We start from the raw sequence: 18,225 nt of genomic DNA on the forward strand, positions 1-18,225 counted from the left end.
GAACCTGTTCAAAGTCTGCTGCGCTTCGGCGATACGGCGTTGAAAACCGCTTCGAAATGCTCATGTACCGAATGTACACTCCGCTTTCTCAGCCGTTTTCGCCTTGTCTCGCTCTTGCTCGCGAGACTTTGAACAGGCTCTTAGCGGCTCTATAGCGAATTGGCCGGATTCTCGCCATCGTTCTTTGCGGCGGCACGCGTCGGCGCATCAGCTGAGTTGCATTGAAAACGATTACATTTTGACTGTCAATATGGCGCTGTCGCCGCCGGCATGGATTTGCGATACCGCAAGCATCTGTGTTGTAAAATATGACTTTAAGGGTATGCTTGCTGGTATTGAATCCAGCTCATGGCAAAGAGAACGATTCCATATGACGGTCAGCATCAAGGATGTGGCGAGGGCGGCGGGCGTGTCGGTGGCCACGGTGTCGCGGGCCTTGGCCGACGGCCCGGTGAGCGAGGCGCTGAAAGCCAAGGTGGCGGCGGCCATCGCCGCCACCGGTTATCGCCCCAATCTGTCGGCCAGGCGGTTGCGCTCGCAGCATAGCGACACGATAGGCCTGATTGTGTCCGATATCCGCAATCCCTTCTTCACCGCGGTCAGCCGCGCGGTGGAGGATGTGGCCTATCAGGCCGGCATGCGGGTGATTCTGTGCAATACCGATGAGAATCCGGACAAGGAAGCGATGTATCTCCGGCTGATGCAGGAGGAGCGTGTGACCGGGGTGATCTTCGCCGCCACCCGCGCGACGGCGGAAACGCTGGATGCGCAGGCGCTGGGTTTCCCGGTGGTGTTGGTAGACCGCGCCGCGCCCGGCGGGGCTGCCGACGCGGTGGTGCTGGACAATGCCGCCGCCGCCGGTTTGTTGGTGGACCATCTGCGCGAGCAGGGCCATGAGCGCATCGGCGGGCTGTTTGGCAATACCAGCAGCACCGGTGCCGAGCGCCATGCCGGTTTCGCCGCGGCGCTGACGGCGGCCGGGCTGGAGGCGCCGGCGCGTTTCGTCGCGCCCACGGCCGAGGCTGCGCAGCAGGCGGTGTCCGCCTGGCTGGCAGAGGCGGAGGCGCCGCGGGCGCTGGTGATCAGCAACGGCTTGCTGCTCTTGGGGGCGATGCGCGCGGTGCGTGAGCTGAGGCTGGAACTGCCGCGGCAATTGGCGTTGGCCGGTTTCGACAACGACAGCTGGACCGAGCTGGCCGGGCCGGGGCTGACGGTGATAGAGCAGCCGGTGGACGAGATCGGCCGCGCGGCGATGGCGATGTTGCTGGAACGGTTGGAACAGCCGCAGCGGCCCACGCGCAAGGTGGTGTTGAGCGGGCGGCTGGTGGTGCGGGGTTCCAGTCTGGCCGCCGGCTAGCCACCGCGGTAGCGAGTTGATGTGGGGGCAAACACGGCCGGGCGCTTGCGCCCGGCTTTTTCTTGGCGGAGCCACGCTCCAGCGCTTACTCGTCTTCTTTCTTCTTTCTTCTTCACCGCGCCGTCATCGAGATTCCGCATGATTGGGATTTCTGTGCAATCCAGCTGCGTCTCCCGCTCCGAGATGAAGTCCGGGTGACCGCAAGCCGCCACGAACCTAGTGGTCCTAACTTTCGCCATGGGGAGCAAGTTGATAGCCTATTGCGAATCTCTTCCACACATTGTCGCTTAGTCGGAAAGAAAAACCCATGAGTAAGCTTGATCCATGCAATCACAGGCAAGGATGGGAAGCCGCGCTGATTTTAGTCACCGCCTTATGGGGGTGGTCGTTTGTTGCCATTCATGATGCGCTACGCTATCTAAGCGACTCAGCGTTTAATGCCTATCGGTTTCTCATCGCTGCGCTGGTGATGCTGATGGTGGTGTTGCTAAAAGGGGGGCGCTTCTCGCGGCAGGATGTGCTCGGGGGTGTTGCCGCTGGGCTTGCGTTATATTTGGCCTTCTTTTTTCAAACCAAAGGATTGGCTTACACCACCGCTTCCAATGCTAGCTTTATTACTGGATTAGCCGTTGTCTTCACTCCGCTGTTTGCTTATTGGCTGCTAAAGACCCGTCCGGAAAAACGTCAGCTACTCGGCGCAGCCACGGCGACGATTGGGCTTGCCTTGCTGACCTTGAAAAATCTGGCCATGCATTGGGGAGATGTGCTGGTTGTGCTCTGCGCGGCTTCCTTTGCTTTGCATATTGTTATTTTGTCCAAGGCCAGCAAAACAGCGAGGGTATTAAATATCACCTTTGTCCAGGTCGCGGTTGTGGGAGGCTTGTCCTTGCTGCAATCATTGGCATTGAATGAATTTGCGCTTCCCTCTCGAAGCGAGACGATTAATGCGATTCTTATTATCGCCCTATTGGGGACGGCAATCGGTTTTTATGTGCAGACCCAGGCCCAGGTTGCCTCGTCACCCAATCGAATCGCATTGATCATTGTGTTGGAACCGCTTTTTGGTGGTGTTTTTGCTTATTTTCTGGCGGGTGACCGGTTGTCGCCTTTGAATTTGCTGGGGGCAGGGCTGATTGTTCTGGGCATGCTGATCACGGAGTTTAATTTTAAGGCAAGCCGCGCTGAAATTGATTAGAGCGGCTAATATTGTCGGTTTCACGGCAGAGGCAAGTCGGCGCAACGCAGTATCAGGGGTTTGTTAGCCGATATTACCTTCATTGCGCGCCTAGACATCGCCGCACCCCAAGGACCAGGTCGCGCGGCTGTTGACCACGCTGTCGCAGGGTTTTGGAAAGAATGTGAGCGGCGCCCGCTGCTCGTCACCTTGATAAAGGATGAAGACGGCCGGTATGTGGATTTAAGAACCTGTTCAAAGTCTGCCGCGCTTCGTGAAGCGTTGAACGGTGAATACAAGCTCAAAATGCTCATGTACCACTTGTACATTCCGCTTTTTCGCTCGTTTTCGCCTTGTCTCGCTCTTGCTCGCGAGACTTTGAACAGGCTCTAAGGGGCTGTCGTCCGGCGGGCCGCGCGCGGCGGTCTCGACCCGGCGCGCCTCGGGCCTTGACCGCCGCGGACGCGGCGATGGGAGGGGGACTCAGCCTTGTTGGATCAACGCGCGCAGCACGCGCTTGCAGGCGGCCAGGTCCTGCTCGTCCAGCCCGGACTGGATATCTTGCTGCTGTTGTCTGGCGATGCGCCACAGCGTGGCGGCTTGTTCACGGCCGAGCGCCGTCAGTTCATGGCCGGTGTCGCCGCGCGCGAGTAGCCCTTTGCGCAGCAATACCATTTCGGCCAGTTCTATTTCCGTCGCCGGCATCGCCACCTCGCGCTGCAACGCGCAGGCATCCAGGCCGGAATGCTGCTCCAGTACCAGCAACATGCGCGCCTCGCCGCTGCTGAGCCCGGTGGCGAGCTGGCGCGGCTGATAGCTGGCCTGGTAGGCCTGCAGCGCCTGGGTCAGCAGGTAGAGCAGATTGTCGCCCAGCCAACCCGGCAGCGGTTCCGCTGCGGTGGCCGGCCGGCTGCGCGGCAGCGCGGCGGCGTACATGCCCTGGTGGTAGAGCAGCGGCGCGGCGCCGAAGTCGTCGAAGGCTTCGACCAGGCCCAACAGAATCCAGTGATCGCCGCCGTCCAACTGCTGGTGCAGCCGGCAATGGAAGCGGGCGGCGCAGCCGTCCAGCAGCGGCGCGCCGCCGCGCCCGGCCTCCGGTTCCAGGCCGGCGAACTTGTCGGCGGCGGCGCGGGCGAAGCGGTTGGACAGTTCGATCTGGTCGGCGGCCAGCACGTGGACGACGAAGTGGCTGGCCTGCGCGAACACCGGATGGCTGGCCGAGCGCTTGTCCAGGCTCCACAGCACCAGCGGCGGGTCCAGCGAGACGGAGTTGAAGCTGTTGGCGGTGACGCCGGCGCGTTCGCCGTCCGGCGCGGTGGCGGTGACGACGGTGACGCCGGTGGCGAAGTTGCCGAGCGCGCGGCGCAGCGCGCGCGCGTCGTGGGCAGTGGCGGGTGCGTTCATGGCGTGTCCTCGGGGCCGCCCGGCGCAAGGCCGGCGCGGCGCGGGTGGGGAGCGGATAGGACGGTTTGGAGCCTGTTCACGATCTCGCGAGCAAGAGCGAGACAAGGCGAAAACAAGCGAAAAAGCGGAATGTACAGCTGGTACATGAGCATTTTGAGCTTGTACTCACCGTGCGACGCTTCACGAAGCGCAGCAGACTTTGAACAGGTTCTTAGACCATGGCCGGGTCCGGCTCCAATCCCAGCAGCGAACGGCCGAGGATCTGCGCGCAGACGTCGTAGTCGGTATAGGCGTGGGCGCCGGTCATGTGCGCGTCGCGGAACAGCCGCTGCGCCTCGTTCTCCAGCCGCCAGCAGTTGCCGCCCATGGATTCGAACAAGCGGTCCACCGCCTGGATGCACATTTTCACCGCATAGGCCTGGTTGGTGCGCCAGAACGCCAGCGTCTCAGCGTTGGGGTAGCGCTTGGCTACGCCGTGTTCGGCGTGTTCGCGCCAGGTGGCTTCCAGCAAGGCGCGCGCGGCCAGCACCTGGTGGGTGGATTCCGCCAGCCGCATATAGGCGGGCAGGGCGGCGCCGACCTGGACGCCGGTATAGGCGCGGATGCGATTGCGGCTGCGCTCCTTGAATACTTGCAGCATGCGTTCGGCCACGCCCAGGCTGACCGCGGAGAAGCCGCTGGCGAAATAGGGGCGGTAGGGCGCGTAGAAAATCTTGCTGTCCGGGTACAGACCGAAGCCGGCGGAGCGGCCTTCCATCATGTCCTTGGCGGCCTCGATGCGGTGTTCCGGCACGAAGACGTCGCGCACGATCAGGGTCTTGGTGCCGCTGCCCTGCATGCCGGCGGCGTGCCAGTCGTCGCGGATCTGATAATCCGCGCGAGGCACCACCGCGAAGCAGTACTGCGGGCTGCCGTCGGCGGCTGGGCGGCGGAAGCCCAGTATCGCCCATTCGGCGTGATCGCAGCCGCTGCTCCAACCCATTTCGCCGCTGAGCAGCACGCCGCCGTCCGCGGCTTCGGCGCGGCCCAGCGGCGCGATGCTGCTGCTGGCGGTGGCGTCCGGATTGCTGCCCCAGACCTCCTCTTGCAGCTGGGCGGAAAACAGCGCGATCTGGTGGCTGTGGGTGGCCAGCAGGCTGACCGCCCAGGCGGTGCTGGCGCAGGCGCCCGCCAGCGTCGCCACGCAGTCGGCGAACTCGGGCAGGCTGATTTCCAGGCCGCCGTATTGCTTGGGTTGGAAGGCGCGGTGAAAGCCTATGCCTTTCAGCAGGGCGACGTTTTCCGCCGGCACGGTGCGTTCTTCTTCCGCCCGGCGCGCGTTGGCGGCGATGGCGGGCAGGATGGGACTCAGGGTTTCCAGCAGGGGATTGGGATGGCGCATGGTGGTCTCCTTTGTGCTTGATGGCGCTGAAGCGGCCCGCTATCCATGGCGGGCGGCATAATAATGAATACCTTCAGCGAATTTGCATTATGGGTAGCCTTATGGCGCAGTGGAATGCACCTTACGAGCCATTGCTGGTACTTTTCATGAGATTCCGGCGCCACGGATATCGGTGGCCGGCGCGCGCGGCAGCCGTATCGGCGACGCGGCCTGCTCGGCTTCGTGCTCCGGTCCCAGCGGGATGTCGCGGCGGTCGCGCAGCAGCAGCACGGCGGCCAGGCCGATCAGCGTCATGCCGCTGAGGTAGGCGGCCACAGCGGCGGTGGAGCCGGTCTGGGCGATCAGCGCCTTGGCTATCATCGGCGCGAAGGCGCCGCCCAGGATCGCGCCCAGCGCGTAGGAGATGGATACGCCGGAGAAGCGCACCGAGGCGGGAAACAGCTCGGCGTAGAACGCCGATTGCGCGCCATAGGTCAGGCCGGTGCCCACCGACAACAGACATAGCGCCAGCAGCACCGCCGGCAGGCTGGCGCTGTTCACCAACGGGAACAACAGCAGCACGCCGGCCAACTGCACGCCGAAGCCGATGATGTAGACGCGGCGGCGGCCGATGCGATCCGACCAGACGCCGGCCAGCCAGGTGAAGGCCATCCAGCAGGCGGAGGCGAAGGCGACGGCGAGCAACACCGGGGTGCGCTCCAGGCGCAGCGCGCCGGCCGGGTCGGTGGTGTAGTTCTGGATGAAGCCGCCGGTGGTCATGTAACCGACGGCGCTATTGCCGGCGAACACCAGCGCGGCCAGCAGCACCAGCGGCGCGTGATGGCGGAACAGATCCAGCACCGGGGTGCGCGAACCGGCCTTGCGCGCCTTGATTTCCTCGAATACCGGGCTTTCCTCCACCGAGCGGCGCACCCATTGGCCGATGAACAGCAGCACCACGCTGAACAGGAAGGGCACGCGCCAACCCCATTCCAGGAAGGCGTCGCCGGGGGACACCACTCCGCTCATCAGCGCGAACACGCCCGAGGCCAGCAACAGGCCCAGCGGCACGCCTATCTGCGGAAAGGCGCCGTAGCGACCGCGCTGGCCGGGCGGCGCGTGTTCCACCGCCATCAGCACCGCGCCGCCCCATTCGCCGCCGGCGGAGATGCCTTGCAGCACGCGCAACAGGATCAGCGCCAGCGGCGCCAGCAGGCCGGCGCTGTCATAGGTGGGCAGCAGTCCGATCAGAGCGGTGGAGGCGCCCATCAGCACCAGGGTCAGCACCAGCATCGCGCGCCGGCCCAGCCGGTCGCCGTAATGGCCGGCGAGAAAGGCGCCCAGCGGGCGGAACAGAAAGCTGACGCCGACGGAGGCGAAGGCGATCAGAGTGGCGAACTGCTCTCCGGCCGGGGCGAAGAACAGTTTGTTGAACACCAGCCCGGCGGCGCTGGCGTAAATGAAGAAGTCGTACCACTCGATGGCGGTGCCGATCACGGTAGCGTAGGCGACTTTGCGCGCATTGGCGGGCGCGCCGGCGTGGGGGTGCTTCATCTTGCGTTCTCCTCGGGGTGGTGCCGACTGGCGGCGGAGCGCGGCGCCTTGTTATTGTGTGGTCGCCGCGCCGTGGTTCAGTAGCTGGAACCGTCCGGCGGGGCCGCCGCCGGTGTGAAGGCGGCGGCCAGCGCTTCGGCGCGGCGCGCCAGCAGAGTGGTGTCGACGCCGACGGCGACGAAGCGGGCGCCCAGTTCGAGCAGGCGGCGCGCCTGGGCCTCATCGGCCATCAGGATGCCGGCGGCCTTGCCGTGGCGCTGGATGCGGACTATGGCGTCGTCTATCGCCGCGCGCACGTCCGGGTGGTCGGGCCGGCCGGGATGGCCCATGTCGGCGGCCAGGTCGGCCGGGCCGATGAACACGCCGTCCACGCCGTCGGTGGCGGCGATGGCGTCCAGCTCGGCCAGGCCGCGCCGGGTTTCCACCTGGACCAGCACGCAGATTTCGCTGTCGGCCCGCGTCAGGTAGTCCGGCACGCGGTTCCAGCGCGAGGCGCGCGCCAGCGCGCTGCCCACGCCGCGGATGCCACGCGGCGGATAACGGGTGGCCGCCACCGCCTGCGCGGCGTCCGCCGCGCTTTGCACCATGGGCAGCATCAGCGTTTGCGCGCCGATATCCAGCAATTGCTTGATGCGCACCGGGTCGTTGCTGGCGGCGCGCACCACCGGGTGGCTGGGATAGGGAGCGATGGCCTGCAGTTGCAGCAGCACATCGTTCAGCTCATTGGGCGCGTGTTCGCCGTCTATCAGCAGCCAGTCGAAGCCGGCGCCGGCCAGCAGCTCGGCGCTGTAGGGGCTGGCCAGGCCCAGCCACAGGCCGATCTGGCGGCGGCCGTCGCGCAGCGCGGCCTTGAAGGGGTTGGCGGGGAGTTGCATGGCGGTTCCTCGAGCGGGTTCAGACGAAGCGGCAACTGATCGCGCCCAGCGGGCCGTAGTCGACGTGGAAGGTGTCGCCGGCGCGCGCCGGCACCGGCCGGGTGAAGGAGCCGGCCAGGATCACCTGGCCGGCCTTGAGTTCGACGTCGAAGGGCGCGAGCTTGTTGGCCAGCCAGGCCACGCCGTTGGCCGGGTGGTTCAGCACCGCGGCGGCGACGCCGGATTCCTCGATCACGCCGTTGCGGTACATCAATGCGGCCACCCAGCGCAGGTCCAGCTCGCGCGGGCGGATAGGGCGGCCGCCCAGCACCACGCCGGCGTTGGCGGCGTTGTCCGCTATGGTGTCGAACACCTTGCGCGGGCGCTGGCTGTCCGGGTCTATGGACTGGCTGCGCGCGTCTATGATTTCCAGCGCCGGAATCACGTATTCGGCGGCGTCGTAGACGTCGAACAGCGTGGCGCCGGGGCCGGACAGCGGCCGACCCAGGATGAAGGCCAGTTCCACTTCCACCCGCGGCACGATGAAGCGCGACACCGGAATGTCGGCGCCGTCGTGGAAGAACATATCGTCCAGCAGCGCGCCGTAGTCGGGTTCGTCTATCTGCGAGGACATCTGCATCGCGCGCGAGGTCAGGCCTATCTTGTGGCCCTTGAGCTTGCGGCCCTCCGCCAGCTTGAGGTCCACCCAGCAGCGTTGGATGGCGTAGGCGTCCTCGATGGTGATGTCGGGGTGGTCCAGCGAGATCTGGCGGATCTGCCGGCGCTCGCGCTCGGCGTCGTGTAGGCGGCAGGCGATGCCGCGGATCTGGTCTTGGCTCAGCATGCGGGGTCCTCAGGAGGGCTGGCGGAAGCGTTGATGCACATTGTTGTGCTTGAAGTTGAGCGTGGCGGACAGCTCGGTCAGTTCGAAGCTGAGCGCCAGGTAGCGCTGGGCGAACAGCGGCTCGAAGTGGCGCTGGATCAGCGCGAATACCTGTTCGGCGGTGGCGCGGCGCTGCGTCTCGCTGCGGCCGCTGCCGATCTGCAGCCGACAGTGGACGAAGGCGTAGTCGGCTTCGCCGTCGGCCATGCGCCAGGTGTCCAGCCAGTGGGCGCGGCTGCGGATGCCGGCCAGCGGATACAGGCCGCTGGCGGCCAGGCAGTCGTGCACTTGGCGGAACAGGCCGGGCAGGTCGGCCAGCTCGCGCAGATTGTCGGTGCATTCAACGGTGAAGTGCGGCATGGCGCTCTCCTTGCGGCTCCACCGGCAGCACCACATTGATCTGGCCGGTGCCGGAGCTGCCGAAATAGGGGGTGATGATTTCGGCGCGGCCGCGGTAGCCGTCCCAGCCCAGCGCGCCCAGCAGCATCGCGGTGTCGTGCATGAAGCCCTCGCCGTGGCACTTTTCGGCGTACTCCGGCAGCATGCCGCAGAAGGTCTGCCAGTCGCCGCGTCGCCACATTTCCACCACTTCCTGGTCCATGCTTTCCAGGAAGGGGCTCCAGGGCTTGTGCAGGTATTGGTCGGCGGTGCCGTTCTGGGCGAAGCGGTGCGATAGCGAGCCGCTGGCGAAAAAGGCGACGCGGCCGTCGTAGTCGTTCTCCACCGCCGCGCGCATCGCCGCGCCCAGCCGCGCGCTGTCGGCCAGGTCGTGCACCGTGCACAGCGCGGCCACCGACACCACCTTGAAGTGCTGGTCGGCGTTCATATAGCGCATCGGCACCAGGGTGCCGTATTCCAGCGCCAGCGTGGTGGCGTCGTGGGCGCGGGTGTGCACGCCGGCGGCGGTGGCCGCCTCGGCCAGCAGCTTGCCCAGCGCGGGGTTGCCCGGGTAGGCGTAGGGCATGTTCTTGATGAAGTGCGGCAGCTCGTTGCTGGTGTATACGCCTTCGAAAGCCGGCGCGCAGTTGACGTGGTAGCCGGAATTGACCAGCCAGTGGGTGTCGAACACCACGATGGTGTCCACGCCCAGTTCGCGGCAGCGGCGGCTGATCTCCTTGTGGCCGTCTATCGCCGCCTGGCGGCAGCCTTGATGCGGGCCGGGCAGTTCCGACAAATACATGGACGGCACGTGAGTGATCTTGGCCGCCAGGGCTAGGGTTCCCATTGCATTCTCCTCGGTGCGACTGGCCGCGGGCCGGCGCAGTCTCGCTGCTGGGTTTGGTGTCGCGCCGGGCCGGCCGTCTGGGCGGCCTTGGCTCCGGCGCCGCGTCAGGCTTGCTCCGCGCCCCAGCGCGGAATGAAGTGGCCGCCCATGGAGACGCAGACGTTCTTCACCTCGGCAAAGGCCTCGAAGCTGTATTCGCCGCCTTCGCGGCCGACGCCGGAGGCCTTGACGCCGCCGAAGGGCTGGCGCAGATCGCGCACGTTCTGGCTGTTGATGAAGACCATGCCGGCCTCGATGCCGCGCGCCAGCCGGTGCGCCTTGCCGATGTCCTGGGTCCAGACATAGGACGCCAGGCCGTAGTCGATGTCGTTGGCCAGGCGCAGCGCGTCGGCCTCGTCGTCAAAGCGCAGCAGGCAGGCCACCGGGCCGAAGATTTCCTCCTGGGCGATGCGCATGCGGTTGTCGACGTCGGCGAACACGGTGGGGCGGATGAAGTTGCCGGCGGCCAGCGTGTCCGCCAGGCCGGCCGGGCGTTCCAGGCCACCGGCCACCAGCCGCGCGCCTTCTTCCAGGCCCACGCGGATATAGCCGGTGACCTTGTCGTAGTGCTGGCGGGAGATCATGGCGCCCACCTGGGTGTCGGGGTTTTGCGGATCGCCGACTAGCAGCCGCTGGGCGCGGGCGGCGAATTCCGCGACGAAGCGGTCGTAGATGCCGTTCTGCACGAAGATGCGGCTGCCGGCGGTGCAGCGCTCGCCATTGAGGGAGAAGATGGTGAACAGCGCCGCGTCCAGCGCGCGCTCGAAGTCGGCGTCGTCGAACACCAGCACCGGCGATTTGCCGCCCAGCTCCATCGAGTATTTCTTCAGCCCGGCGTTCTGCATGATGCGCTGTCCGGTGGCGGTGCCGCCGGTGAAGGACACCGCGCGCACGTCCGGGTGACGCACCAGCGCCTCGCCGGCATCGGCGCCATAGCCCTGCACCACGTTGAACACGCCGGGCGGAATGCCGGCTTCCAGCGCCAGCCGGCCCAGTTCATTGGCGGTCAGCGGCGACAGTTCGGACATCTTCAGCACCGCGGTATTGCCCAGCGCCAGGCAGGGCGCGGTCTTCCAGGTGGCGGTCATGAAGGGCACGTTCCACGGCGATACCAGCGCGCACACGCCCACCGGCTGGTACAGCGTGTAGTTCAGCATCTGCTCGTCCACCGGATAGCTGTGGCCGTTCATGCGGGTGCAGACTTCGGCGAAGAAGTCGAAATTGTGCGAGGCGCGCGGGATCAGCACATTGCGGGTCTGGTGGATGGGCAGGCCGGTGTCCAGGGTTTCCAGTTCCGCCAGCAGCGGCACTTCGCGCTGGATCAGCTCGCCCAGCTTGCGCATCAGCCGCGCGCGTTCCTTGGCCGGGGTGGCCGCCCACTTGGGAAAGGCGGCCTTGGCGGCGGCCACCGCCAGGTTCACTTCCGCGGCGCCGCCTGCGGCCACTTCGCAAATGGCGGCGCCGGTGGCCGGATTGTAATTGGTGAAGCTGTGCTGACTGGCCACTTCGCGGCCGTCTATCCAGTGCTTGATCATGCGGGCTCCTTGATTGCGGCCTGGCGGGCAAGCCAGTCCGCTTCGCTGACGATGTGATTGAGCAGCCGCCCGACGCCCTCGACTTCCACGACGACTTCGTCGCCGGGGCGCACGTCGGACAGGCCTTGGGGCGTGCCGGTGGCGATCATGTCGCCCGGCTGCAGCGTCATGAAGGCGGACAGGTATTCGATCAGGTGGGGGATGTCGAACACCATGTCGCGGGTATTGCCGCTCTGGACCCGGCGGCCGTTGACATGGGTGGCCAGCTCCAGGCTGTGCGGATCGGGCACCTCGTCGCGGTCCACCAGCCAGGGGCCGATGGGGGTCAGGCCGTCGCGGTTCTTCACCCGCAGATTCGGCCGGTAGTAGTTTTCCAGATAGTCGCGTACCGCGTAGTCGTTGCACACGGTGTAGCCGGCCACATAATCCATCGCCTGGGCGCGGCCCACCTTGCGCGCGGTCTTGCCTATCACCGCCACCAATTCGCACTCGTAGTGCATATATTCAACATTGTCTGGGCGCATCGAATATTGGCGATGACCGGTCAGCGTGGCGGGCGTCTTCAGGAACACCAGCGGCTCGCTGGGCGGCTTGAAGTCCAGTTCTGCGGCGTGATCGGCGTAGTTGAGGCCCAGCGCGAACAGGGTGCCGTGGCAGGGCGGCAGCCATTCCACCTCGGTCTCGCCCAGGCGGCGGCCGTCCGGCAGCAAGAGCGCGCCGTCGGCGTCGGCTTGCGCGCGCCAGATCTGGCCCTGGTAACGGATGCGGGCGTGTTTCATCGCGGCTCCTCCTCGGCGGTGACGATGTTTTCCAGGCGGCCTATGCCGTCTATCTCCACCGCCACGGTGTCGCCGGGACGCAGCCGCGCGCCGCGCGGAGGCGTGGCCACGATCAGCAGATCGCCGGCGTAGAGGGTGAGGAACTGGCTGACGTCGGCGATCAGTTGGGCGACGCCGCGCAGCCAGTCGGCGCTGTCATTGGTTTCCACCAGCGCGCCGTTGACATAGGTGCGCACCTGCACCCGCTGCGGATCGATCACGTCGGGGCCGGCCTCGGGGCCAATCGGGCAGAAGCCGTCGCGGCACTTGGCCTGGATCGCCGGCCGGTAGAAGCTGGTTTCCGCCAGGCTGACCTCGTTGACCACCGCGTAGCCGCCGACATGGGACAGCGCGTCGGCCGCGTTCACACGGCAGGCGTCGCGGGCGATGCGTACCGCCAGCGCGCCGCCGGCATAGACGGCGTCGCTTGCGGGGCAGGGAATGGGCGCGCCGGCGGCGCTGAGGGTGTTGCGCGGCTTGACGAACAATACCGGCGCCCGCGGCGGACCTTGGTAGGGCGGCTGTTCAAAATCCGCCGCCAGCGCCTGTTGCAAGCGCCGGTGGTTAAGCGCCGCGCCATATACGGCGGCGGGGCGTTGCTCCATGGCAAGGCTGGCCAATGGCATGTTTTAACTCCTTGTTATTGAAGTGGAAGCACGCTGATTAAAATATTCATTAATATGTTAAAGTTTATAGCGGCGATGACAGCGGCCTGTCAATGCTTATCGATGTTGCACTGCGGATAACACCCGGACGGAAACCTGGAGCGCGCGGCGCGGTCAAGGGCCAAAGGGCATGCGAGGCCATGCCGCCAGCCCGATTCGGCGCGATTGGCGCCCGCGGCTGGGACTATGGCGAAAAAGTCACAAGGAGACATGAGATGGGCAAAAGCCAGCGCGATGCCGGCGCGCGGATACCGAATATCGACATCGGCAAGGCTTACGACAGCCCGTGCGAATCCGTCGACATCCATTGCGAGTCCTTTGGCCGGCTGGCGGCTTTCTTCGGCCGCAATATGCCGGTGCACCGCCACGATCGCTGCCTCCAGCTGCACTATCTGGCCAGTGGCGATATCCGGCTCTACCTGGAGGAGGAGCACTACCAGGCGGGGGCGCCGCTATTGTTCCTGACGCCGCCGACGGTGCCGCACGCCTTCATCACCGGCGCCGATGCCGACGGCCATGTGCTGACCCTGCGCCAGGAACTGGCACATGACTGGCTGGCGGAGGCGGGGCTGCCGGCGCTGGACGCGCCGTTCTGCGTGGAGCTGGCCGCTGTGCCGGCGGCGGCGGAGATAGGCGGGCGGCTGCCGCAACGGCTGGCCCAGCTGCAACAGGAGGGCGTGGCGCGGCGTCCGGGCGGTGGGCTGGCGCAGCGGGCGCTGGCGCAATTGATCCTGATTGATGTGCAGAGGCTGGCTCAGCAGCCGCGGCCGGACGGCGGACGCCGCCGCGCGCCGCGCGGCGATTTGCAGCTGTATCACCGTTTCAATGCCTTGATCGACGCGCGTTACCGCGAGCACTGGGGGCTGGAGCGCTACGCGGCGGAGCTGGGCGTCGGCGCGGCGCGACTGAACGATATCTGCCGCCGGCTGGCGGACCTGTCATCCAAGCAGCTGGTCTATGAGCGGCTGCTGCGGGAGGCCAAGCGCCTGCTGATCTTCTCCAATGCCTCGGTGCATGCGATCGCCTACGAACTGGGCTTCAAGGACCCGGCGTATTTCTCGCGTTTCTTCCTGCGGCAGACCGGGCAGACGCCCAGTGGCTACCGGACCGGCCATGCGTGAGCGGCGCGCGGCGCCGCCTGGTGGGCCTGGCCGCGTTCCAGCGTATGGGAGGGCAATTCGCCGAACAGCTTGCGATAGTCACTGGCGAAATGGCCCAGATGGTAAAAGCCGCAGTTGCCGGCCGCTTCGCGCACGCTGCGGCCGGGACCGGCCTGCAGCAATTGGCGGCGCACCGCGTTGAGGCGGATCGAGCGCAGATAATCCACCGGCGTGGTGGCGGCCACCCGCTGGAAGCTGTTTTGCAGCGTGCGGCGGCTGACGCGCAGGCGGCTGCACAGCTCCAGCACCGTCACCGGCTCGTCCGGCTTGGCCAGCGCCAGCGCCTGGCTGCGCCGCACGATGTCGCAATGCGTGGCGTAAGTGAGGTCGTCGCGGCGCTCGCGCAGCCCGCCGTCGGCCAGCGCCTCTTGCAGCAGGCCCAGCAACTGGTGTCGGATCACTTTCTGATTGCCGGCGAAGTCCAGCAATTCCGGCCGCCGCCGCGCTTGCTCGAACAGGCCGGTCAATAGCGCGCGCAGGGCCTGCAGCGCATCCGGGCGCGCGGTGAACACCGGCGTCTTGCCGCGCGCCTCGCGCACGACGGCGCACAATTCCGGCGTCAGCTCGGCCAAATCCTCATAAGGCAGGGATACCTGGATGGAGTCCGCGCCGGGCGGCAGGTGGAACACGAAGTCCTCGCCGCCGCGCAGCACCATCAGCGCGTCGCTGGGCACGGCCACGCCTTGCAGGCTCAGCGGCGACGGCGCTTGTATCGGTATCGCGAAATGCGCCATGCCGCCGGGCGCGCGCCCCTGCTGCACCACGCGCTGGTTGAAGCTTTCGCGGAACACGTCCAGGCGCGCCGCGCATAGGCGGCTCAGCGCGCTCTGGAAGCGGCCGCCGCTGATCTGGCTGTACAGCTGCTGCCAGCCGGGCAGGGCCTCGGCGTGCAGGTGGGCGTCGTCGAAACAACTGGCTGCGGCAATCATCTGTCTTCTCCGGTGGGTGAGACGGTTTTTGCTGTGGCGGCGGAATGGCCGCCGCTGGTTCCGTCTGTCGATTATCAGATGATTAATATGTTATTGAAATCGAAATGTCCAGTTGAGAATGGGTGCTTAATCATTGTTTTTGCTTGGTGTTTCCCATGCGCGACATGCTGCGCCGCAATGCGCGGAGCGGGCTTTGCGCTTTGCCGATTTGGGATCAGGCGCCGCCGCGGCCATGCGTATATTGGGCCATCGCCGTCCGGGATTGAGCGGCGGCAGGCTGGGTAAACCAAACGGAGACGAGCATGGATCAGCAACTGGTGCCGGTGCTGGCGGCGGTGCAGGACTTTCTGCAGCGCGAGCACGGCTTGTGGATTGACGGCGGGTCGCGGCCGGCGCTGTCGGGACGGCGCAGCGAGGTGCGCAACCCGGCCAGCGGCGCGGTGATCGCCAGCGTTGCGGCCGGCGACGCCGCCGACGCGGACGCGGCGGTGCAGAGCGCGCAGCGCGCTTTTGCCAGCGGCGCCTGGTCCGGGCTGCGGCCGGCCGAGCGCGAACGCATCCTGCTGCGGCTGGCGGACTTGCTGGAAGCACACGCCGAGGAACTGGCGCAGTTGGAAACCCTGAATCAGGGCAAGTCCATCCAGCTGGCGCGGGCGATCGAGGTCGGCGGTTCCATCGAGTTCGTCCGCTACATGGCCGGCTGGGCCACCAAGATCACCGGCGAAACCATGGAGGTGTCGATTCCGGCGCCGCCGGGCGCGCGCTTCACCGCGTATACCCGGCGTGAGCCGATAGGCGTGGCCGTCGGCATCGTGCCGTGGAATTTCCCTTTGATGATCGCGGTTTGGAAGCTGGTGCCGGCCTTGGCCGCTGGTTGCTCTGTGGTGCTGAAACCGGCCAGCGAAACGCCGTTGACCGCGCTGCGGCTGGCGGAGCTGGCGCAGCAGGCCGGGGTGCCGCCGGGGGTGGTGAATGTGGTGACCGGGCCTGGAGCCAGCGTCGGCCAGGCGCTGGCCGGTCATCCGCTGGTGGGCAAGGTCAGCTTCACCGGCTCCACCGAGGTGGGCAAGACCGTCGGCCACGCCGCGCTGGACAATATGACGCGCTTGGGGCTGGAGCTGGGCGGCAAGAATCCGATGCTGGTATTGGCCGACGCCGATATTGAGCGCGCGGCGGAGGGCGCCTTGCTCGGCGCCTTCCTGAATCAGGGCCAGGTATGCGCGGCCGCCTCGCGCTTGTATGTGCATCGCAGCAAGTTCCAGGCGCTGACCGAGGCGCTGGCGGAGGCCATCGCCGGCATGCGGCTGGGGCCGGGACTGGATTTGAACGCCCGCGTCAATCCGCTGGTGTCGCAGCGCCAGCAACAGGCGGTGTGCCGGCTGCTGGAGCGCAGCCGCGCCCAGGGCGCGAGGGCCTTGACCGGCGGCGGCGCGGCGGCGCTGCCCGGCTACTTCGTGCAGCCCACGCTGCTGGTGGATGTGGCGCCGGACAATGTGGCGGCGCGCGAGGAGATCTTCGGCCCGGTATTGGCGGCGGTGCCTTTCGACAGCGTGGACGAGGCGGTGGCGCTGGCCAATGACACGCGTTATGGACTGACCGCCAGCCTGTGGACCCAGGACCTGAGCGCGGCGCTGAACATCGTGCCGCGCATCCAGGCCGGCACGGTCTGGGTCAACAGCCACATCCCGCTGGACCCCGGCCTGCCTTTCGGCGGCTACAAGGAGTCCGGCATCGGCCGCGAGTTCGGCAAGGGCGCGGTGGAGAGCTTCACCGAGATCAAGTCGGTCTGCATCGCCCATTGAGCGCGGACGCGCTTCCACTTTCATTCAGGAGAAAGACATGTCTTACGACACTGCCCGTTTCTGGCACCCGATGCTGCACCCCAACGCGATGAAGCAGCGCCAGCCCATCCGCATCGTGCGCGGCGACGGCTGCCATGTGTACGACGATCAGGGCCGCCAACTGGTGGATGGCGTGGCCGGCTTGTGGAACGTCAATGTCGGCCACAACCGCGCCGAGATCAAGCAGGCCATCGTCCGCCAACTGGACGAGTTGGAGTATTTCCAGCTTTTCGATGGCATTTCCCACCCGCGCGCCGAGGAATTGTCCGCGCAATTGATGGAGATGCTGCGGCCGGAGGGCATGGCGCGGGTGGTGTTCGGCAGCGGCGGATCGGACGCGGTGGAAACCGCGCTGAAACTGGCGCGCCAGTATTGGCGCGTCAAGGGCCAGCCGGATCGAGTCAAATTCATCGCGCTGAAGCAGGGTTATCACGGCACTCACTTCGGTGGCGCCTCGGTCAACGGCAACACGGTGTTCCGCCGCAATTACGAGCCGCTGTTGCCCGGCTGCTTCCATGTGGAAACGCCGTGGCCCTATCGCAATCCCTTCACCGAGGACCCGGAGGAACTGGCGGAGATCTGCGCGCGGATGCTGGAGCGCGAAATCCTGTTCCAGAGCCCGGACACCGTGGCCGCCTTCATCGCCGAGCCCATCCAGGGCGCCGGCGGCGTCATCGTGCCGCCGGCCAGCTATTGGCCGCGGGTGCGCGAGGTGTGCGACAAATACGGCGTGCTGCTGATCGCCGACGAGATCGTCACCGGCTTCGGTCGCAGCGGTTCGATGTTCGGCAGCCGGCTGTGGGGGGTGAAGCCGGACCTGATGTGCCTGGCCAAGGGCATTTCCTCCGGCTATGTGCCGCTGGGCGCCACCGTGGTCAACCAGCGCGTGGCCGATGCCTTCGCCGCCAACCAGGACTTCGGCGGCGCCATCATGCACGGCTACACCTATTCCGGCCATCCGGTGGCCTGCGCCGCCGCCATCGCCAATCTGCGCATCGTGGAGCAAGAGAATCTGCCGGCCCGGGCGGCGGAAATGGGCGACTACCTGCTGGCCAGGCTGCTGCCGCTGGCGGAGCGTTATCCGGCGGTGGGCGAGGTGCGCGGCAAGGGACTGATGCTGGCGCTGGACCTGGTCAAGGACAAGGCCAGCCGCGAGCCGATAGACCCGCAAAGCGGCTATGCCGACAAGGTGGCCGAGATCGCGCGCCAGGCCGGGGTGCTGGTGCGGCCGGTGGGCAGCAAGATCATCTTGTCGCCGCCGCTGGTGTTGCAGCGCGAACACGCCGACGCCATCGCGCTGGCCTTGGAGGCCGGACTGGCCGAGGCCTGAGCCGGCAGGCCCGAACGGGGACGAGTTGACCGCGCCGGCACAGCGCCGGAGTCAGGGCCTGTTCAAAGCCTGGCGCGCAAGGTTTTACTGAGCGCGG

Annotated in this window: 16 protein-coding genes; 5 read left to right on the forward strand and 11 right to left on the reverse strand. The window is 66.5% G+C overall.

Going from position 1 to position 18,225, the window contains the following annotated elements; translation table 11 throughout:
• The first annotated feature begins 370 nt into the window (after positions 1-370).
• Together VI26_RS10720 and VI26_RS10725 are read left to right on the forward strand one after the other, a co-directional pair.
• Positions 371-1,357 carry a LacI family DNA-binding transcriptional regulator gene (locus tag VI26_RS10720; protein ID WP_048409740.1) on the forward strand — a complete coding sequence of 329 codons (987 nt, stop codon included), beginning with the start codon at positions 371-373 and terminating at the stop codon, positions 1,355-1,357.
• Positions 1,358-1,664: 307 nt separating this feature from the next.
• Positions 1,665-2,552, forward strand: coding sequence for a DMT family transporter (locus tag VI26_RS10725; protein WP_048409741.1), 888 nt, complete (start codon positions 1,665-1,667; stop codon positions 2,550-2,552).
• A 462-nt stretch (positions 2,553-3,014) separates the two neighbouring features.
• Here VI26_RS10725 and VI26_RS10730 read toward each other — a convergent pair whose 3' ends face one another.
• From VI26_RS10730 to VI26_RS10775, 10 genes are all read right to left on the reverse strand, one after another.
• Entirely contained in the window at positions 3,015-3,935 is a 921-nt protein-coding gene (locus VI26_RS10730; protein ID WP_048409742.1) for a p-hydroxyphenylacetate 3-hydroxylase reductase component, read from the reverse strand.
• A gap of 211 nt (positions 3,936-4,146) precedes the next feature.
• Entirely contained in the window at positions 4,147-5,316 is a 1,170-nt protein-coding gene (locus VI26_RS10735; RefSeq protein ID WP_048409743.1) for a p-hydroxyphenylacetate 3-hydroxylase oxygenase component, read from the reverse strand.
• 144 nt (positions 5,317-5,460) lie between these two features.
• Entirely contained in the window at positions 5,461-6,849 is a 1,389-nt protein-coding gene (locus tag VI26_RS10740; RefSeq protein ID WP_048409744.1) for an MFS transporter, read from the reverse strand.
• Positions 6,850-6,926: 77 nt separating this feature from the next.
• Entirely contained in the window at positions 6,927-7,724 is a 798-nt protein-coding gene (hpaI, locus tag VI26_RS10745; protein ID WP_048409745.1) for a 4-hydroxy-2-oxoheptanedioate aldolase, read from the reverse strand.
• A gap of 19 nt (positions 7,725-7,743) precedes the next feature.
• On the reverse strand, positions 7,744-8,547 hold the full coding sequence (hpaH, locus tag VI26_RS10750; RefSeq protein WP_048409746.1) for a 2-oxo-hept-4-ene-1,7-dioate hydratase: 804 nt from the start codon (positions 8,545-8,547) through the stop codon (positions 7,744-7,746).
• A gap of 9 nt (positions 8,548-8,556) precedes the next feature.
• Positions 8,557-8,946, reverse strand: a complete 390-nt coding sequence (locus VI26_RS10755) for a 5-carboxymethyl-2-hydroxymuconate Delta-isomerase (protein ID WP_048409747.1) — start codon at positions 8,944-8,946, stop codon at positions 8,557-8,559.
• Positions 8,927-9,811: a 3,4-dihydroxyphenylacetate 2,3-dioxygenase gene (gene hpaD / locus VI26_RS10760; RefSeq protein ID WP_048409748.1), complete on the reverse strand. Its 885-nt coding sequence runs from the start codon at positions 9,809-9,811 to the stop codon at positions 8,927-8,929. The genes VI26_RS10755 and hpaD overlap by 20 nt, the downstream gene beginning before the upstream one ends.
• 104 nt (positions 9,812-9,915) lie before the next feature.
• Entirely contained in the window at positions 9,916-11,385 is a 1,470-nt protein-coding gene (hpaE, locus tag VI26_RS10765; RefSeq protein WP_048409749.1) for a 5-carboxymethyl-2-hydroxymuconate semialdehyde dehydrogenase, read from the reverse strand.
• A complete protein-coding gene (locus VI26_RS10770) occupies positions 11,382-12,164 on the reverse strand; it encodes a fumarylacetoacetate hydrolase family protein (protein WP_048409750.1) in 783 nt (260 codons plus the stop codon). Before VI26_RS10770 ends, hpaE begins: the two co-directional genes overlap by 4 nt.
• Entirely contained in the window at positions 12,161-12,829 is a 669-nt protein-coding gene (locus VI26_RS10775; protein ID WP_156183839.1) for a fumarylacetoacetate hydrolase family protein, read from the reverse strand. Before VI26_RS10775 ends, VI26_RS10770 begins: the two co-directional genes overlap by 4 nt.
• Positions 12,830-13,083: 254 nt before the next feature.
• On the opposite strand from VI26_RS10775, the gene hpaA reads away from it, so the two are divergent.
• Positions 13,084-13,989, forward strand: coding sequence for a 4-hydroxyphenylacetate catabolism regulatory protein HpaA (hpaA, locus tag VI26_RS10780; protein WP_048409751.1), 906 nt, complete (start codon positions 13,084-13,086; stop codon positions 13,987-13,989).
• Here hpaA and VI26_RS10785 read toward each other — a convergent pair.
• Positions 13,968-14,957, reverse strand: a complete 990-nt coding sequence (locus tag VI26_RS10785) for a helix-turn-helix domain-containing protein (protein ID WP_048409752.1) — start codon at positions 14,955-14,957, stop codon at positions 13,968-13,970. The genes hpaA and VI26_RS10785 overlap by 22 nt on opposite strands.
• Positions 14,958-15,259: 302 nt before the next feature.
• Here VI26_RS10785 and VI26_RS10790 point away from each other — a divergent pair, with 302 nt between their 5' ends.
• Together VI26_RS10790 and VI26_RS10795 are read left to right on the forward strand one after the other, a co-directional pair.
• Positions 15,260-16,759 carry an aldehyde dehydrogenase family protein gene (locus VI26_RS10790; RefSeq protein WP_048409753.1) on the forward strand — a complete coding sequence of 500 codons (1,500 nt, stop codon included), beginning with the start codon at positions 15,260-15,262 and terminating at the stop codon, positions 16,757-16,759.
• Positions 16,760-16,796: 37 nt separating this feature from the next.
• Complete coding sequence (locus VI26_RS10795; protein WP_048409754.1) at positions 16,797-18,128, forward strand: aspartate aminotransferase family protein; 1,332 nt, start codon at positions 16,797-16,799, stop codon at positions 18,126-18,128.
• The last annotated feature ends 97 nt before the right edge of the window (positions 18,129-18,225 follow it).

It is taken from the genome of Chromobacterium sp. LK1 (genome assembly GCF_001043555.1).
GTDB classification, from domain to species: domain Bacteria; phylum Pseudomonadota; class Gammaproteobacteria; order Burkholderiales; family Chromobacteriaceae; genus Chromobacterium; species Chromobacterium aquaticum.

Excerpts from the sequence above, each read along its gene's own strand:
- VI26_RS10740 (WP_048409744.1), bottom strand. The coding sequence starts at position 6,849 with ATGAAGCACCCCCACGCCGGCGCGCCCGCCAATGCGCGCAAAGTCGCC.
- VI26_RS10785 (WP_048409752.1), bottom strand. The coding sequence starts at position 14,957 with ATGATTGCCGCAGCCAGTTGTTTCGACGACGCCCACCTGCACGCCGAG.
- VI26_RS10775 (WP_156183839.1), bottom strand. The coding sequence starts at position 12,829 with ATGCCATTGGCCAGCCTTGCCATGGAGCAACGCCCCGCCGCCGTATAT.
- VI26_RS10735 (WP_048409743.1), bottom strand. The coding sequence starts at position 5,316 with ATGCGCCATCCCAATCCCCTGCTGGAAACCCTGAGTCCCATCCTGCCC.
- VI26_RS10720 (WP_048409740.1), top strand. The coding sequence starts at position 371 with ATGACGGTCAGCATCAAGGATGTGGCGAGGGCGGCGGGCGTGTCGGTG.
- hpaI (WP_048409745.1), bottom strand. The coding sequence starts at position 7,724 with ATGCAACTCCCCGCCAACCCCTTCAAGGCCGCGCTGCGCGACGGCCGC.
- VI26_RS10795 (WP_048409754.1), top strand. The coding sequence starts at position 16,797 with ATGTCTTACGACACTGCCCGTTTCTGGCACCCGATGCTGCACCCCAAC.
- hpaH (WP_048409746.1), bottom strand. The coding sequence starts at position 8,547 with ATGCTGAGCCAAGACCAGATCCGCGGCATCGCCTGCCGCCTACACGAC.
- VI26_RS10770 (WP_048409750.1), bottom strand. The coding sequence starts at position 12,164 with ATGAAACACGCCCGCATCCGTTACCAGGGCCAGATCTGGCGCGCGCAA.
- VI26_RS10755 (WP_048409747.1), bottom strand. The coding sequence starts at position 8,946 with ATGCCGCACTTCACCGTTGAATGCACCGACAATCTGCGCGAGCTGGCC.
- VI26_RS10725 (WP_048409741.1), top strand. The coding sequence starts at position 1,665 with ATGAGTAAGCTTGATCCATGCAATCACAGGCAAGGATGGGAAGCCGCG.
- VI26_RS10790 (WP_048409753.1), top strand. The coding sequence starts at position 15,260 with ATGGATCAGCAACTGGTGCCGGTGCTGGCGGCGGTGCAGGACTTTCTG.
- hpaA (WP_048409751.1), top strand. The coding sequence starts at position 13,084 with ATGGGCAAAAGCCAGCGCGATGCCGGCGCGCGGATACCGAATATCGAC.
- hpaD (WP_048409748.1), bottom strand. The coding sequence starts at position 9,811 with ATGGGAACCCTAGCCCTGGCGGCCAAGATCACTCACGTGCCGTCCATG.
- VI26_RS10730 (WP_048409742.1), bottom strand. The coding sequence starts at position 3,935 with ATGAACGCACCCGCCACTGCCCACGACGCGCGCGCGCTGCGCCGCGCG.
- hpaE (WP_048409749.1), bottom strand. The coding sequence starts at position 11,385 with ATGATCAAGCACTGGATAGACGGCCGCGAAGTGGCCAGTCAGCACAGC.